This window comes from Proteus sp. STS61-E, from assembly GCF_040932335.1.
GTDB classification, from domain to species: domain Bacteria; phylum Pseudomonadota; class Gammaproteobacteria; order Enterobacterales; family Enterobacteriaceae; genus Proteus; species Proteus mirabilis_B.
In genome coordinates this window covers 251,877-269,310 of record NZ_JBFQGE010000004.1, presented here as the reverse complement: position 1 = coordinate 269,310, position 17,434 = coordinate 251,877, and the positions used below count along the sequence as shown (strand labels likewise).

The 17,434-nt window shown below is 38.5% G+C and carries 14 protein-coding genes; all 14 read right to left on the bottom strand.

Annotated elements, in window-relative coordinates; translation table 11 throughout:
• Positions 1-25 precede the first annotated feature (25 nt).
• The 14 genes from AB4J89_RS11570 to AB4J89_RS11505 all read right to left on the bottom strand — a co-directional run bounded on the left by AB4J89_RS11570 (position 26) and on the right by AB4J89_RS11505 (position 17,405).
• A complete protein-coding gene (locus tag AB4J89_RS11570; RefSeq protein WP_368469299.1) occupies positions 26-796 on the bottom strand; it encodes a hypothetical protein in 771 nt (256 codons plus the stop codon).
• A gap of 160 nt (positions 797-956) precedes the next feature.
• A complete protein-coding gene (locus AB4J89_RS11565; RefSeq protein WP_088494854.1) occupies positions 957-1,724 on the bottom strand; it encodes a hypothetical protein in 768 nt (255 codons plus the stop codon).
• Positions 1,724-4,252 (bottom strand): type VI secretion system Vgr family protein, encoded by a 2,529-nt coding sequence (locus AB4J89_RS11560; protein WP_368469297.1) that lies wholly within the window; start codon positions 4,250-4,252, stop codon positions 1,724-1,726. Before AB4J89_RS11560 ends, AB4J89_RS11565 begins: the two co-directional genes overlap by 1 nt.
• Positions 4,249-6,960, bottom strand: a complete 2,712-nt coding sequence (gene tssH, locus AB4J89_RS11555; protein WP_368469295.1) for a type VI secretion system ATPase TssH — start codon at positions 6,958-6,960, stop codon at positions 4,249-4,251. Before tssH ends, AB4J89_RS11560 begins: the two co-directional genes overlap by 4 nt.
• Positions 6,961-7,178: 218 nt before the next feature.
• The gene (locus AB4J89_RS11550) at positions 7,179-7,670 is read right to left on the bottom strand and encodes an Hcp family type VI secretion system effector (protein WP_023583757.1); all 492 of its coding nucleotides are present in this window, start codon (positions 7,668-7,670) and stop codon (positions 7,179-7,181) included.
• Between the two features lie 22 nt (positions 7,671-7,692).
• Entirely contained in the window at positions 7,693-9,411 is a 1,719-nt protein-coding gene (locus tag AB4J89_RS11545) for an OmpA family protein (RefSeq protein WP_227718974.1), read from the bottom strand.
• A complete protein-coding gene (tssL, locus tag AB4J89_RS11540; RefSeq protein ID WP_368469292.1) occupies positions 9,411-10,079 on the bottom strand; it encodes a type VI secretion system protein TssL, short form in 669 nt (222 codons plus the stop codon). The genes AB4J89_RS11545 and tssL overlap by 1 nt, the downstream gene beginning before the upstream one ends.
• Positions 10,076-11,413 (bottom strand): type VI secretion system baseplate subunit TssK, encoded by a 1,338-nt coding sequence (gene tssK, locus AB4J89_RS11535; RefSeq protein ID WP_368469290.1) that lies wholly within the window; start codon positions 11,411-11,413, stop codon positions 10,076-10,078. The genes tssL and tssK overlap by 4 nt, the downstream gene beginning before the upstream one ends.
• Before the next feature lie 12 nt (positions 11,414-11,425).
• A complete protein-coding gene (tssC, locus tag AB4J89_RS11530) occupies positions 11,426-12,973 on the bottom strand; it encodes a type VI secretion system contractile sheath large subunit (RefSeq protein WP_088494860.1) in 1,548 nt (515 codons plus the stop codon).
• A gap of 23 nt (positions 12,974-12,996) precedes the next feature.
• Positions 12,997-13,494 (bottom strand): type VI secretion system contractile sheath small subunit, encoded by a 498-nt coding sequence (gene tssB, locus AB4J89_RS11525; protein WP_088494861.1) that lies wholly within the window; start codon positions 13,492-13,494, stop codon positions 12,997-12,999.
• An 879-nt stretch (positions 13,495-14,373) separates the two neighbouring features.
• Positions 14,374-14,955: a DJ-1/PfpI family protein gene (locus AB4J89_RS11520; RefSeq protein WP_088494865.1), complete on the bottom strand. Its 582-nt coding sequence runs from the start codon at positions 14,953-14,955 to the stop codon at positions 14,374-14,376.
• A 5-nt stretch (positions 14,956-14,960) separates the two neighbouring features.
• Positions 14,961-15,602 carry a bifunctional 4-hydroxy-2-oxoglutarate aldolase/2-dehydro-3-deoxy-phosphogluconate aldolase gene (locus AB4J89_RS11515; protein WP_368469287.1) on the bottom strand — a complete coding sequence of 214 codons (642 nt, stop codon included), beginning with the start codon at positions 15,600-15,602 and terminating at the stop codon, positions 14,961-14,963.
• On the bottom strand, positions 15,583-16,554 hold the full coding sequence (locus tag AB4J89_RS11510) for a sugar kinase (protein ID WP_368469285.1): 972 nt from the start codon (positions 16,552-16,554) through the stop codon (positions 15,583-15,585). The genes AB4J89_RS11515 and AB4J89_RS11510 overlap by 20 nt, the downstream gene beginning before the upstream one ends.
• Complete coding sequence (locus AB4J89_RS11505) at positions 16,551-17,405, bottom strand: tagatose bisphosphate family class II aldolase (RefSeq protein ID WP_088494868.1); 855 nt, start codon at positions 17,403-17,405, stop codon at positions 16,551-16,553. The genes AB4J89_RS11510 and AB4J89_RS11505 overlap by 4 nt, the downstream gene beginning before the upstream one ends.
• Between the last annotated feature and the right edge of the window lie 29 nt (positions 17,406-17,434).

Genomic DNA, 17,434 nt, shown 5'->3' with positions numbered 1-17,434 from the left:
GAGAAGGGTGAGTATTAAAATAAATTTATTTTACTAACTGATAATCCACGCCATAGTCACCTAGCTTTGACATTGGGGAAATAGAGGGATCACTGCAATCAAATTGGATTTGCCCTGATGGGGTTCTTATTTCTGAATTGGGAGCTTCTAATGTATGAGGTTTCCATGTTCGATCTTTCACCTCTTCAAGGGTGGGATAAGGCTCCTTTTTCCAATATAAATTGGTTAAGGGGTCTTCTTGTGGAGAATTACTATAACTTCTGCCTATATAATAATGGGTATCAGTGACTACAAGGGTAAATTTTCTTGCTTCATTAACGGGATTAAGTGTTTTACTACCCATTGGTGCAACAAGTGGAACTAGCTTTCCTTTGAAATAGAGTAAAATCGAACTTTGGCAGGCATCTCGACGTCCTGCGCAGCCATACCAATTGCTGGCAGTCGCTGGAAAAGCAATATAGTCATCCTGTGTAGCCGCCCAAATTAAACGTCCATGAAAATTACATGCTGAACTGTTATACACTTTAAAATGAGCTTGAGTTTGTGTGTTGTTATAAAACGTATAGCCTTCGCGTTTTTCATTAAATTCTTCGAGGGTAAAAAAGCGATGGTCATCAATACGGTAAATAACCACCGGGGATTTAAATGTTTTTCGTAATTCCTCTAATTGGCGCTGTTGTTCAATTTTATCTTGTTCCGCTTTAATCGCGGCTTTTTCTTTTAATGATAAACAGCCAGAAAGTAAGGTGGTGCTAATAATAACAATAAAAGGTAATTTTAATAATTTAACGAACATGGCTTATCCTTATTAATCATTATATTGTTTTTATTTTACCGTTATTTTTGTGTGGGTTAGTTAAGGTACTTTTTGTTTTTTAACAAATGGAGGGTGTTTTTTTTGGCTCATTTTTACCTTTTGTTTTTTCAATGAATAATAAGAATATAAAAAAGAAACTCTATTTTTTAATTCTATAATCTCGCCCATAGTCACCTAACTTTGACATTGGGGAAATAGAGGGATCACTGCAGTCAAATTGAGTTTGTCCTGATGGAGTTTTTATTTCTGGATTGGGAACTTCTAATGTATGAGGTTTCGATGTATTATTTTCCACTTCTTCGAGTGTTGGGTAAGGGTACTTATCCCAAGATAAGTTACTTAATGATTCTTTCTGAGGAGAAGAACTGTAGCTTTTTCCAATATAAAAATGGGTATCTGTCACCACAAGGGTAAATTTTCTCATTTCATTAACGGGATTAAGTGTTTTATTACCCACCGGAGTAATTAGTGGAACCAGCTCACCTCTATAATAGCGTAAAATCGAACTTTGGCAGGCATCTCGACGTCCTGCACAGCTTTCCCAATTACTATCCACAGCAGGAAAAGCAATATAGTCATCCTGTGTAGCCGCCCAAATTAGTCGTCCACGAAAGTTACATGCCGAACCGTTATACACTTTAAAGTGAGCTTGAGTTTGTGTGTTGTTATAAAACGTATAGCCTTCACGTTTTTCATTAAATTCTTCGAGGGTAAAAAAGCGATGGTCGTCAATGCGGTAAATAACCACCGGGGATTTAAATGTTTTTCGTAATTCCTCTAATTGGCGCTGTTGTTCAATTTTATCTTGTTCCGCTTTAATTGCGGCTTTTTCTTTTAATGATAAACAGCCAGAAAGTGTCGATACAGATAAGAGTAAAATAAGAAAATAGGATAATTTGCATCGCATTATTCATTTTCCCCATAAGGTAGTAATTTGATTAGAATATCGTTTATTGCATTAGAATTTATACGAGTTGTTTTACCTTCAGAGTCAGAAATACCTTTTATAATTTCTCCGCTAGGTAATGTAATTTGATAACGCTGATTAGCAATCGGTTCTCCTGAAAGTGGGTTTTTAATAACAAACCATTCACTGAATTCTTCTGGTGAAAAAGATTTCATGGCACTTTCTACACTTTGTGGACCTAATTTTTGAATACCATTATTTTTAATTAATAACTTTCCAGGCCCCCCAATTTCTACATCTCCATCTTTAATTCGTATATATCCACCACCACAAGATAAGAGTAATTCCTCTTGAGCTGATAACACCATTTTTTTACCACTACTTATTATTGAATCTTGTGTAGACCATGTTGATAGCCGACCATCTTGTGCTTGAATTTCGATATCACCAGTTTTAGTGAAAATTTTTGCTCCCATTCTGGAAAAGAAACTCATCATTTCGCCAGCTGCTAACGTGAATTTTTTAAATGCACCAATATCAACTTGTTGATTTGCTGTTAGAGTGAGGTTTTCTTCAGCCGACAGTTGTAAATTATCGCCACTGGTTAGTGCTATTCCGTCAGGGGCAGTGGCTAAGAGCACTGATTTTTTTAATTGGATTAATTTTTTCTCTAGGCTTTCTTGCTGTTGCCGGATATTAGAAGCGAGAGCACTAGCATGTTCTGCACTTTTGGTTAAGGTTTGCATTTCTATTAATGCAGCAGTGAGTTGTGACTGAGCCTCCTCCATTGCCAGCACTTCACCACCTGCTTTGGCTTGATTATCTGCACTAATAAATAATCCTTTGCCTGCTCTTATTGCTCCCCAACTATCAGTACGTAATTCAAAACCTTCGCCACGTTTATCACGATTGGCATCGACAATATGACCTAAATTTAACTGAGATTTACCACCATATTCGGTGCTGAGTTTAATATGCTCCTGTCCACGTTTATCTTCCATTCGCAATTTATTATTTGCAGGGGTACGAATCACATTACGAGTGTTGTTTCTATCCGTTACATGATCGGGATGACGCGAATCATGCAATGCATGGGCGATATAAGGCCGGTCTGGGTCGCCCTCATGAAAGGCGATAGCGACTTCAGTACCTTGAATTAACGGAAAATGCATCCCATAGGTATCGCCCGCATAAGGTTTTGCCAAGCGTACTGGCATACTTTCATAGCCCATGGGTTTTTCATCACGGTCGGCGTCAAATTTTACCCAATAAAAGCCATTTTCATTTTGGTGAGCGTAAATATCGTTATCTTTTGCACTCGTAATACGTGCAGTGAGTGTGCCTGTAATCAGTGGACGAGGTTTAACAACTGGACGCCAACAAAGTGTTTCACTGTAAGGAATGGCATTAAACCGCACTTGTAGTGCTTTCTCTCGACCACCACTAAAGTGTAGGCGAGTGATTAAAATAGGTGATTGAAACACAGACGGTAATGATGAAGATATTGCGTTATCAGTGATAGAAAGCACTTGTAGCGGTGATAAAAAGTCGGCATTACTTTCACCTTTTAAGCGGGTTTGTCGAGTGAGAAAACGTTCATGATCGAGTCTTGCCCAAAAGTTTGCAGTTTCTGCTTCAGGTGTGAGTTTATCGCCACGAGTAAGATGTCTTGCTTGGTAATGATAAACTTCACCATAGTGGATTTCATCACCTTCACCACGTGTCATATCAGCAACCGCAGATAATAATGTGTCTTGCGCTTGTCGATGGTTATAGTCTTTTGTTAATACATTTTGTTCGACCACTTGATGGTGTAATGATAATCCCCATACGCTTTCTTGGTGGTTATCGTTCATACCGGAAGGGCTATTGAGAGGTAATGTTTTATCAAAGATATAAGCACTTTGGCGATCGGCAAAATGGATAACTTCAGTTTGTGTTTGGTCTTGCAAATAGAATGAGTAAAAAATACCAACTTCACTTAATAGTCGTTCTATAAATTGGCGATCACTCTCATTGTATTGATTAATTTGCTCACGCTTGGGATATTCATTTTTAAGTGTAAATTCAAACTCCCAATCTTTAAAATTATGCTCACGTAAAATTTGGCTTACAACATCAGGCACAGATTGATTGAGGAAAAATCGATGAGAGCGGATTTGATGACGTAATAATGCAAAGACAGGCTCAATAACAAGTTGATAACGCGCTTCATCCACAGATCCAGATAAACGCCGAAATTGTGTGATAACACCATGAACTTGTTTGGTGATGGGCTCTTGTGTTGCCAAATCGGTAATACTGTTAATTGGCGGTGTAAAAGATAAGGTTGCACTACGACGCAAGAGTTGTTGTGGCTGTAAATCCTGGGCTTGGCAAGTAAAGGTAATTTGATAATGGTAGGTATCACTTATTGCTTCGCGTCCTGTGAAGTGTTCTACATCAAATAAAACATCACATCCTTGTACATCAAGATGATAGCGATTTTGCCCAATCAGTGTATTTTTTACGAGATCAATTATGCTCATTCTTCAATCTCCTGTTGTTTATCTAATACCTGTTTTTTTGTTGGCAACTCATCACTAAAACTCAACGTAATACCTTCTTCTTCATTAAAACCTAAAATAACATATCGTGATTTTTCAGCATTGGCTTGGCGTAGAAGGAGTTGCTGGCTAAGAATAGGGAGAATTTGTTGATTAAGCAGGCTATCGATATTTCGCGCACCTGTATCTGGTAATAAACAGGCATCTACAATGGTGTCGTAGAGGGCTTCTTCGACAATACCTGTTAATCGATAGTGAGTGTAAAGTCGCTTGATCACATTTTGTAATTTCATCTCAACAATAATGCGTAGTGCCGTTGCATCAAGGGGACGATAAATTAATGTTTGGAAACGAGCCAGTAGTGCAGGTTGAAAATGATCACGTAAAATAGGGCGAAGTGTTTCTTGTAAATCGCTATCTGTACTTAATGGTGACTCTTCCAGTTGTTGCATTAAATAATCACTGCCTAAATTTGCAGTCATTAAAATAACGGTATTACGAAAATCAATTTCACGACCTTCACCATCACGCATAAAGCCTCTATCAAATACTTGATAGAAAAGATTTAGAACATCGCGATGTGCTTTTTCAACTTCATCTAATAACACAATGCTATAAGGGCGTTTTCTTACTGCTTCAGTTAATACACCGCCTTGACCGTATCCAACATAACCTGGAGGTGAGCCTTTTAATTGGCTGACAGTATGAGCTTCTTGATACTCGGACATATTGATAGTGATTAGGGATTTTTGACCACCAAACAGATATTCTGCCAGTGCAATGGCAGATTCTGTTTTACCTACACCACTTGGACCCACTAATAAAAATACGCCTTGAGGTCCGTTTTCAGATACTAATCCTGTTCTAGATGCACGCAGACGTTGTGCTAATGCGAGTAAAGCACTGTCTTGTCCAACAACATATTTTGATAAGTTACTTTCTAGCTCTAATAGGCCGATTTGTTCATCTTTAAGAAGACTTGAAAGTGGAACACCTGTCCAATCGGCAATAACCGTTGCCACTGTGCGAACGTCTACATCAGGATTTAAAAGTGGTGCTTCTTGTTGTAATTGTGAGAGTTGTTGCTGTAACTGTGCCGATGTTTCGGTATTTTCGGGATCTTGTCTGCTTTCAATTAGCTGACAGATAATCTCTTTTTCTTGCTCAAAACGCTGTTCTAAGGCTTCAAGTTGAAGTGCTAATTGGGCATCTTGAGAAGATAAATCAGATAACTTGGTTTGATTGGTTAAATTACCAATAGTGATGTCATCAAGTATCGCTTTTTGTTCTAGTTCAAGCGCATAGCGCTTGGCTTTAATGCGAGTGAGTTCTTCAGGTAAGGTATCTAAACTCATTCGAATACGCGCACTTGCTGTATCAAGTAAATCCACCGCTTTATCAGGAAGTTGGCGACCAGTTAAATAACGGCGAGATAAAGTGACTGCAGCTTTTACTGCATCATCAGTAATGTGTACGCCATGATATTTGGCATAACGAGATTTTAATCCTCGTAACATTAAAAAGGCTTTTTCATCATCAGGCTCGTCAACTTTAACGATTTGAAAACGACGTTCTAATGCAGCATCACGTTCAAAATATTGTTTATATTCTGACCAAGTAGTTGCCGCGATAGTTCGTAATTCACCGCGAGCCAATGCGGATTTTAATAAGTTAGCGGCATCGGCACCACCGGCTTGATTACCTGCACCAATAATTGTATGCGCTTCATCGATAAAAAGTAGAATTGGTGTGGGCGATTGTTGAACGGCATCGATAACGTTTTTTAAACGCTGTTCAAATTCACCTTTTACTCCCGCCCCCGCTTGTAATAGACCTAAATCCAGAGTGCGTAATGAGGTAGTTTGTAAACTGATAGGAACATTTTTTTCAGCAATACGTAATGCTAATCCTTCAACAAGTGCGGTTTTACCTACACCAGGTTCTCCAACAAGAATAGGGTTATTTTTACGACGACGAGAGAGAATATCGACCATTTGACGAATTTCGTCATCTCGACCAAATACAGGATCAATTTCACCCAGCCGTGCTTTTTCTGTCACATCAAGAGTGAATTTATTTAATACTGCTTGTAATGCATCACTAAGAGTGTGACCAATAATGGCGTTATCTGTCGTTGAGGATGGAGTATTGGTTTCATTATTTTGAGTAAGAGGGGCTTCAGGTAAATGATTGTGTGAAGCTAACTGCTGAATTTCTGGTCTTTCATCAGATTGAGCATCAAGTAGAGGCCTTAATCGTTGTAGTTGTGTCTCACCTAATGTCATTAAAGGCCAAAGTGCATCAAGTGGAACTAATGCAGGTTGTTTAGTCATCGTATGCAATAAGTGCACACTGCGGATTTGTTCGATATCTTCGTCAAGAGAAGCAATGACCCATGCATTTTTAATTAATTTTAATAAGGGTTTGGATAATTGAGGTCGGCTACGTACAGAGCGGGGTAATTTATCAATAGCATCAAGTAAGCTTTGCCAAAGTGCAGATAAATCCCATTCGTAGCGACGTGCTAATACAGTGATATCACTTTCGCCAAGTTCTAGAATTTTTAATAGCCAGTGTTCAATAGTTACTTCTGCGTGGGCACGGGTTTGGCATAATGAGGCAGCCGCTTCTAGCGCTTTTGCACAATAAGGATTTAACCGACGCAATAGCATGACAGATTGATTTTCCATGTTCTCTCCCAGTAATGAAGTCCCTATTGAGGGAATTTAGGTACGCTACCGCCCTTAGCCGTAGACCGAGGCTCATAAGGTCGTATTCGTTGTGCTTTAAATAGTGGTCTTGCTATGCCTTGAACTATTTAGAGTATTTATTTGTTAAATTTTGAGTTATAGCGTTTTACAATAATTGGTAGTTAAAACAGGCGGTTAACCGCCTGTTTGTTTCGGTTTTACGCAGTAGCGCGTTCATTCCATGAGTCTGAATGAATGATATTTCCGTCTTTGTAAGTCCAAGTGATTTTTTCGTAACGCAATTCAACTTCTTCAAGGTGATTGTGTTTTTCTTTAGTAGGATCTTTGATGTTGTGCATCTTAGGAGCCACTTTGACTACCTTGACGTTTTCAAGCGTAGTGTTGAAATATTCAACTTCTTGGCCTGCATCATCGATGCGATACCACTTAAACTCTGCTTTTTTCAATGTCTGCCCAGTTGTAACCGCTTTGTATAAATACGGGCTGGATGCATCAATTTCTTTTACGAAGATAAATGGAGTATGGATACGTGTACCGGTTAATTTGCCAGTATTGTTATCTGTTGGAATGTACAAGTTGTGATCTTGAGCGACGACTTCGATACTACCTTCACGATCTTGAACATTAACAGAACCTTTGATGTCCGCATTACCGTCATCTTTTAACCAGAGGTATACAGGAATAGCCATAATTACATCTCCTTTCTAAGGTTTAGTTGCCACCATCCTTCAGTGGCGTAAGGTCATCAGCTAATACCTGACAAGCATCGGCTTGAGGTATCAGGCGAATTTCAACTCGACGATTACGAGCCCGACCATCGAGTGTTGAGTTGTCTGCAACAGGCTGATGCTGACCATATCCTTGCACTGCAAAGCAAGATGGTGCGATATCACTGGTTTTGATCATCCAATCACGCACGGCTTCAGCTCGTTTAAGAGAAAGTTTTTGGTTTAAATCAGGATTACCGGTGTTGTCGGTGTACCCTGAAATGACAATTAACCAACCTGGTTTGGCTTTTATATTGATAAGCGCATCAACAAGTACTTTGGTGGCCTCATTTTTTAATTCGTATTGACCAGATGCGAAGAGGGCAAGGCTATCTAACGTCACCATTTCAGGAACTTCTTGCACGATGATAGGGGCTGGTGGTAGTGGTGGAGCCCATGAACTAAGCAAGGCGTGCAAATAAGGTAAGATGTTATTGCCTTGATATAACGCTAAAGAGTAGCGAGCAGGAATACCTTCTCGTTGCCAATGAGAGAGAAATGTTGCATCTGAAAGTAACTGTTGATAAGCCACTTTTTTAGGTTCTAAATTCTCATCACTAATACTTTTAAAGTGGTTGATATCATTACTGTTATCGTAAATTAATTGCTTGTTATGATGGTAGCTACCAGAGAGAGCACCAATAAGAAATAACCCGCAAATTGCGCCAACAATTCCAAAGGTCGTTTCTATTTTTAGTAAGTTGACATCGTGAGAGAGTTTATTGATCACAATGTCCGGTAATGGTAATTCGTCGCTGTTATTTGATGTTTGGGCAATAGTCGGAGATAACGTAGTTTTGTAGTGAATAAATTGAGCCCAGCTGTTATCTGAAATAGTAGGTACGGTCGTAAATTGCATTGCCCAAGCAACAGGAATAAGGCTTGGAGCACCAGATTGAGCAACAGTAAGTAAAGGAATAAATTCACTTTTTAACCAAGAAAGTAATTGATCAAGCCAAAGTGCCATAGTGAGCTGGTTTTCGGTTTGTTCAGTATTTTGTGATAACCATGTTGAAACCTGTTGTGTTGCTAGATTGTCAGAGATAACCAGTAACTCTGGTTGGTCACTTAAATAGGTTATCCACGGTGTAGTGTCATCAAAATGTGAATTGAGGTAATTAACTGGGGAGTTAAGATAAAGCGTCACCCAAAAAGGTAATGTTTTACCTGCTTTTTTATTGCTTTCATGAATAGCGCGACGCCAATTAAGTGTTTCTTGAGTCACTTCTTCTTGTTGTAATTGTTGTTCAGGTAATAAGGCGTATAACAGTGACAATTGGCGTAATTGTAAGGGAGCAATATCAACAATATGTTGAGTGATGTTGATCAAATCGATAGGAGAAGAGGCACAAATATACCAACCTTTAGCTGTCTCTCGATAGGTTTGATTTTCATGAAAAAGAGCTTGTGATTGACCACAAACAATAATAACTGCACCTTGATAGTTATCAGGAGGAAGCTGGCTTATAAGTGCATCTTTAAGGTAAGGAGCACTTTTTTGTTGACGGAAAAACCAAACACATAAAGTCAGTGTGACGATACAAATAAATGCCGTCAGAAAAAAGGAGATTTCTTTACCAAAAGACCAAAACCCCCAAAGCAACCACAATAATAAGCTTGCTGAAAACAATGTAATACATTGTTTTATCCTGTTTTTTTGCATCACTTTCCTTGAATTACCCATTGTTGAAGTAAATTTTCTAATGACACAGAAAAGCCCCACCACAGCATTGCAATCACCACAATTCCCCCAAACCAACCTAGCCAATAAATATGGCGATGATTCATTCGATGCTTGGGTTTCATCACTAAAGGTAAATCACTTGATAGTGCATAGGCGGGAAGTTGAGTATTGAGTAACTCAATAATTTGTTCTCGTTCGGGCGCATTGGTTTGGCGATATTTACCAACAAAACCCAGAGTGATCACACGGTGAAAACAGATAAGTACATCATTGTTGGGTGCGGGTTCATTTAATAGATCACGTAACCTATCCCACAGTTTGTCGCCAGCTTCTAACGTATTGAAATACTTAGCTTGTAATGGAGATTGTATCCACTGTAAGTAACCATCATCGCGCTCAGTTCGGTTCATCACGCTTTCATCAATTAAAGCGCACTGTGCATAAAGCATGTTTTCAATGGCGGATTGGGAATAGCCTTTTTCTACGAGCTGTTGGCGTGTTTTATCAATATGTTCACAGACGCGCCGATAGAACGCTTTACCATCAGTAATTTCGGCACCTTGGCGTAGCTGACATACCATTAACCAAGTATCAGCAAAAAGCATATCAATCATGTTATTTTTAGCTGTTCTTGTATTCGTTATCATGAGCGAAGCACCGCAAAAAGTTCGAGTTGAATTTCACCTAATGTTCCCGGTACATAAAAGGCACAGTGACCTGATCCCAACATGGCTTGACCTGCTGGGTTATTAAGCTCAAGGGCAAAATAGTGATTTTCTAAACGCAGTGGGATAGCTGCAGGAACGTGCGTTAAAGGTTGTAATGGAATACCGTTAAGTGCCACGTTAACGACACTGGCAACATCGTCATTACTACCTGCTTTACAAAGCAATGGAAATTGAGTGATCAATAAATGAGCTGGCAACGCAGAACGCACTGAAAGATAGAAGTCAGCGTCTTCGCGTAGACGAGGATCATGCAATTCACCACGCCAGAAAGGTCCTTCTTTATCAAGGGCAATACTAATTACACGTGAAGGTAAACTCGCTTCTAATAGGGTATTAAGTAAGCTAAATAAAGGTGGAAAAACCTGTTCAGGGAATGAGTGTTGATAAAGAGGAATATCACCATTTTCATGATCGAGTGAAAATGTTAGTAGCGCACCCGCTAAACGTACTAATTCACGATAAAGAAGTTCAGGGTGGCGCCCCATTGATGATAGTAATTCGCTTAATACTGGTTCAGCGCTATTAATCGCATTTAGTAGCCAAAAAAGCGAGACATCAGCGACCGCAAAATCTGCCATTTGCTCATTATTTTCGCGACGCATAGTCATTAGGCGACGGCGCTTTGCGACTAAGCGGTGCATGAATTCTGAAAACAATATGGTTAATTCAGGGCTTGCACTACAACTTAATAATGGGGGAATAAAATGCTTATCTATTTCCCATGCACCTTGTGCATTGCGAATTAATCGAGCAACGGGACAAGTCATATATGCGCTATTTTCTTCATGGGCATAACGCAAAGTAATACTGTGTCGTAATACAGCGATATCAGTTTGTTCTTGCCCAATCAAATCTTGTACTTTCATCCACTCTTGATAGAACTGTTGCGGTCTATCAGAGCGTCCTTCTTGCATAAGATTGCCACCATTGGCTTGCAATAAAGGTAAGGCAAGAACGATATCAAGTGTTTGATGTTGCGAGTAATGGCTAAGCTCATTGACTGGCGGTAAATTGTCTGCCAGCGTTGTATCAATGAGGGTGCCATCAGGAAAACGAATGATGAGTTTTTGTGCGCTAAGGCGTGAAATAGTTAAAGCACTTTCATCAAATTCAGCACAAATCACGCCCCATGTTGATGCAATCGTCATATTGGCGATGGTGCTAATGAGATAGCTATCCCATCTTGCTTGTTGTTGAAATTGCTGAGGAGCCAAAAAGGCCCCATCATTCCAGAGGGGGCGGTATATTTTCATCCGTGCTTCACCTTATGCTTTCGCTTTTGGCATTTGAGATACTAACGAGAGGTCTACATCCATTCCTTCCACTTGGAAGTGCGGAACGGCATACAGTTTCACTCTGAAAAAGCCTGGATTATCTTCAATATCTTCTACAACCACTTTGGCGTCGCGAAGTGGGTGAGAGGCTTGTAAGTCATCACTTGGATCAGTCATTTCAGTAACTAAACCACGAACCCAATTATTTAATTCGAGCTCTAATAAGCGACGATCTTTTGTGGTACCGATATTTTCACGCTGAATTAATTTCAAATAATGAGCAATTCGTGAAAGCAGGAAGATATAAGGTAAACGCGCATTAATACGGCTATTAGCTGTTGCATCAGCGGTATCATAAATAGCGGGTTTTTGTGCTGAATTTGCAGAGAAGAAACAAGAGTAATCACGGTTTTTATAGTAAGACAAAGGAATAAAACCGAGGTTGGCAAATTCGAACTCTCGTGTTTCAGGGATCATGACTTCGGATGGAATTTTGACCTGACTTCCTGTTCCTAAATCATAAAGATGAATAGGTAAATCTTTTACCGCACCGCCAGCCTGAGGACCACGGATTTGTACACACCAACCATTATTAATAAAGCTTTTAACCATATTGGCAGCAAAAGCAAAGGTTGCATTTGTCCACAAGTATTTCTCATGATCTGGGCCTTTTACTTCTTCAATATAGTTAAAACTGCGTACAGGAACAGTTTCTGGGCCATAAGGAAGACGACCTAAAACGCGAGGCATTGTTAAACCAATATAGCGGGCATCGTCAGAATCGCGGAAAGATTTCCATTTGATATATTCAGCACGGTCAAAGTAGTTGCTGATGTCTTTAATGGCAGCGACTTCTTCCATAGAGTCTTTACCAAAAAATGCAGGGCCAACTGAGCCAACAAATGGCATATGAGCGGATGCTGATATTTTTGCAATATTGCGTAACAGAGCAATATCTTGAGGGCTACGATCAAACTCATAATTAGAGATGATTGCTGCAATAGGCTCACCACCAGGAGTGTCGTACTCTTCAATATAAGTGTGGTGATAAAGACCACTTTGAATCGTTTCTGGACAATCTTCGAAATCTTGTCGTAAATCGTTTTTGGCAACATCCAGAAGTTCAATTTTTACATTTTGACGAAAATCAGTGCGATCAACTAAGAATTTTAATCCGCGCCATGCTGATTCAATTTTTTGAAATTCCTCGTGATGCATGACTTCATCAAGTTGTTCACTAATTTGTCTGTCTAAATCAGCGATGTGATGATCGAGTAGATTTCTATCTAAGCGTTCAACTTTTTGACCAGAGGATTTTAATCGGTCGAGAAAAACTTGAACAGCAACAGTAACGCGTTCATTTGCTGTTGTATCTGCCAGAGCACTATTGTCTTGGAAGATATTAATATCACTCACCTGAGAAACGGGTGTGAGGTTGATTTTCTCAAAGAGAGAGGCGTAAACACCGCTATTGGCGGGCTCATCAAGTACAGTTGTTGTACTTTTTGAAATACTTTCGCTATTAACTGACATAAGCATAATCCTGTAATGATAAAACCCAATTAGTCTTTTTTCGGTGCGAGTTGAGATAACTCTTCGCGTAATTCATCACTTAATGCAGGATCTTTAAGGATATTTTCGAGTTCACGGCGAAAAGTGATGTTATCAAGGAGGTTAGATTTCAAATCACGTAAGAGATTACGCATTGCTAGCATGGCGCGCAGTTGGGGTATTTGGCGAGCAACTTGTTCTGGTTCAAAGTCTGTCATCTCTTTAAATGACAGGTTGATGCTTTCCTCACTACCATCATTAGCTAATGTGTTTTTTACAGTAAGGTTGACGGAAGGGGAAAACTCAGTAAGAACGCTGTTGAAGTTATTTTTATTAATGTTGACTTTTTCTCTTTCTGAAAGAACGCGTTTATCCTTTCCGTTGCTGTAATCACCGATAGCCAATAGTTTTAAAGGCAACTCAACTTTTTTCTGTGCTCCACCTGTATGTAAGTCGAGTTTTATATTTACCCGCGCTTTAGGAACTTCATTTTGAAAACTATCTGACATAATAAAATCCTTGTATTAAACGAATAAAGGATCTCTTGAGAGTGGGAATATTAAGTAATTTCACTACCAAGAAATTTACCTTAAGGCATACCTCCTTATATTAAACAAAATTAAATAAATCAATTTATCTTAACGTTTTTAAGAGATATCTCTAAAATTAAAATGTAATAAAAAGAAAATACATTAAGAATATACGGATGAATATTTCAAATTAACATCATAATTTGATGTTTATTTTATATATTATTTTTATATTTAATGGTTTGTTTCTATATAGAATTATTTTAGTTGTTTTAATCAGTATATATACATAGTAGATGCTCTTATTGATAACGTTAATTATAGTAAATCAATGTTATTATATTGAGGTATTAAATAGCAAAAAATGGAGATGAATAAATAGAAGTGGAGTGAGTAAATAAAAATAAGCGTAATATTTTAAATTTATTATTTTATAGTGATTAATACTTGTTTTATTAAGTATGAATAACCAGAACAAAAAGTTTTTGCTTGTACTATTATTAAAAAATATTGATCTCAAATTGTTATTGTTTTATCTATTTCTTTATAATAAATAACTATTTTTATAAACATAAATTAAAATTATTCATTTAATTTTTTATTTCTGATTTATAAAATTAAAAATAAATTATCAATCTACTTATGACAGTATTTTTTACCGTTAAGTTAAACAAAATAAGTGTTAATAATCTTTTTTTGATGAACTAATATAAAGTTTTTTTTATGTATACATAGAGAGAAAGAAGCGGAGAATAATTAATGACTAGATTAGTCTTTTTAGTGTGATAGGGAATGGCTTTAATAGTTATAAAAAAGGGGACTTAATCCCCTTTATATCGTTAATACTAATTAATTTAGCTATTTTAGATAACCTAACGGCCAGTGTTTGAAATAAATATGATTCGCTTGCCAGTCTACTTTTTCTGTATTGTCGCTTAATAAATGGCGAGCCACCGTAAAGGCAAATTCAAAACTCACACCTAATCCTTTTGCACTGATAAATTTACCATCAACAACAACATCTTGATCAAGATAATGACCATCGTCATATTTATCTGCCAATTTATCGCCTGTGCTGTAATTACGACCTTCAAGAAGATGGTGGGCCGCTAATACTTTTGCTCCAGAAGAGCATAGCGCACAAATATATTTATCTTCGGCAATATGGCGTTTGATAAATTGAATAACTTGCTCGTTAGCGCATAAACGATCTGTACCTTTAGGGCCTCCCGGCATCATTATTGCGTCATAACTGTGAGTCAGTTTTTCAGTTAATAGAAAATCAGCACTGATTTTAGTTTCAAAATACGTATTTAATACCAAAGTATCCATGCAAGAAAGTACATCAACATGAATATCAAGACGGCGCATGATATCAATAAAAACAACAGCTTCACCTTCTTCAAATCCATCAGCTAATAAAACGGCAACCTGTTTCATTTTATTTATCCCTTATGTGTTTTTAGTAATGAGTGGATACTTTGAATATGATTAACAATGGTTTCTTTATCTTGTTTATCAATCGTATCAGCTGTGGCAATCCAACTTCCTCCGCAAGCAACAACTTGTGGAATAGCAAGGTAATCACTCACGTTATTTAAACTAATTCCACCCGTTGGCATAAATTGGGCTTGAGCATAAGGTGCAGCTAATGCTTTGAGCATTTTTACACCGCCAGAGGCTTCTGCGGGGAAAAATTTAAGTAAGGTTAAACCTTTTTCAAGAGCAACTTCGATTTGGCTTGGATTGTTAATACCCGGCACAATATCAATGCCGTTATTAAGACAGTAATCAACTGTACTTGGGTTATAACCCGGAGAGATAACGAAGCTTGCTCCAGCTTCTTTTGCCATATCAGCTTGCTGTGCGGTTAATACTGTTCCTGCACATAAAATGAGTTCAGGAAAGTGTTCATACATTAGCTTAATCGCTTTAACTGCCGCAGGAGTACGAAAGGTAATTTCGGCAACGGGTAATTTATTTTGGGTTAGAATTTCACCTAGCCAGATTGCATCTTCAGCGCGATTAATTTGGATCACGGGGATCACTTTCAGTGATGAAAGAGTATCAACAATTGACTGTGTCATGGTTATCCTTGATTAGTGTGTAGAATGAATCAGTAATTTCATGAGGAATGATTGCGCCATGGTGTTGGATGACGAACCCTGCTAAGGTGTTTCCCCATAAACAGCAGGTTGCTAAGGTATGATTTTGTAGCCAAGCAGCGATAAAACCAGCATTAAAAGAGTCACCCGCAGCGGTGGTATCAACAACAGAACCAATGGGTTTGGGAGAAACATAGCCCGTATCTATGCCATCAGACCAGAAAGCGCCATGAGCACCGAGTTTGACAATCACGTTTTGATTGCCCCATTGATGAAGACGCTGTGCTATGTCTTGTTCTGTCAAAACGGGTTGTTGCCAAAGTATTTGTTCATCATCACCCGTAACTAAAGCGATATCACTAAGTCTATACAGCTTTTCAAACCACTCTTGTGCATGAAATATTGAATCCCATAAGCGAGGTCGATAGTTTGAATCCACAATTAAGGTGATCCCACGTTGTTTAAGGTGAGTTAATTGCGTGAGTAAAGCTTCTTTCCCTTCCGGCGTTAAAATAGCAAGAGAAATTCCACTAAGATAAATCACACTATTATCAGAAAGTGCATTGAGATGTGCTGCAAAACGGCTATCAGTCGCAATATAACGTGCCGCTGCATCATTACGCCAATAGTGGAAACTACGCTCACCAAAAGCATCAATTTCAATGGCATATAAGCCAGGAAGTTTTTCGGGAAGAGTAATAACAGATTGGCAGTTAATTCCTTCTTCTTCCCATGCTTTTTGCATTAAGGCACTGTAAGTATCAGTGCCTAAACCGGTAATATAGCGAGGATGTAATGAAGGGATTAGTCGTGATAAATATAGTGCTGTATTTAACGTATCACCGCCAAAACGTTGTTGTTGCGGTAAAAAAGGTTGACCACTAAGCTCTATCATACATTCGCCAATAATGGCGACAGTTTTGTTTGTCTTCACAGTTTCCCATCACTTTTACAGACACGAATTTTATCTGCAACCACAGCTTTCATTGCGGCTTTGCCCGGCACAAGGTAATGACGAGGATCACTTGCATCAGGGTTATCTAAGAAGTACTGCTTGATTGCGTTAGAGAAAGCTATTTTTAGTTCGGTTGCGACGTTAACTTTGCAAATACCTAAATCGATACAACGTCGCACATCTGCATCAGGAATACCGGATGCACCATGAAGTACTAAAGGGATGTCTGTTTTTTGACGAATAATTTCTAAGCGATCAAAGTCGAGATGAGGTTCATGTTTGTACATGCCATGTGCTGTACCAATTGCAACAGCTAATGAGTCAATTCCTGTTGCTTTGATAAATTGTACCGCTGAATCAGGATCGGTGAATAGGGCATCTTTTGTATCAACGATAAGATCATCTTCCTGTCCTCCAAGACGACCTAATTCAGCTTCCACAGTGCAATCCCAATGATGGCAGAAATTGACCACTTCTTTGACGATGCGAATATTTTCTTCGAAATGAAAATGAGAGGCATCGATCATCGCGGATCGTACACCTGAAATGACTTTATGACAGATATCAGGAATATCTTCATGGTGATCTAAATGTAGAGCAACAGGGATACGATATTGTTCTGCAGCCTGCTGACAAATAGAGATCAAATAATCACTACCTGCATAAGCAAACGTGCTTGGTGTACCAGCTAAGATAACAGGTGATGCCATCTCAGCTGCCGTTTCCATCACAACTTGAATGGTTTCCAAGTTATGAATATTAAAAGCAGGCACAGCATAATTTTCACGCTGTGCTTTATTGAGCATATTACGAGTAGAAACCAGATACATGTTTGCCTCTCATCTTTCGTTTAATTACG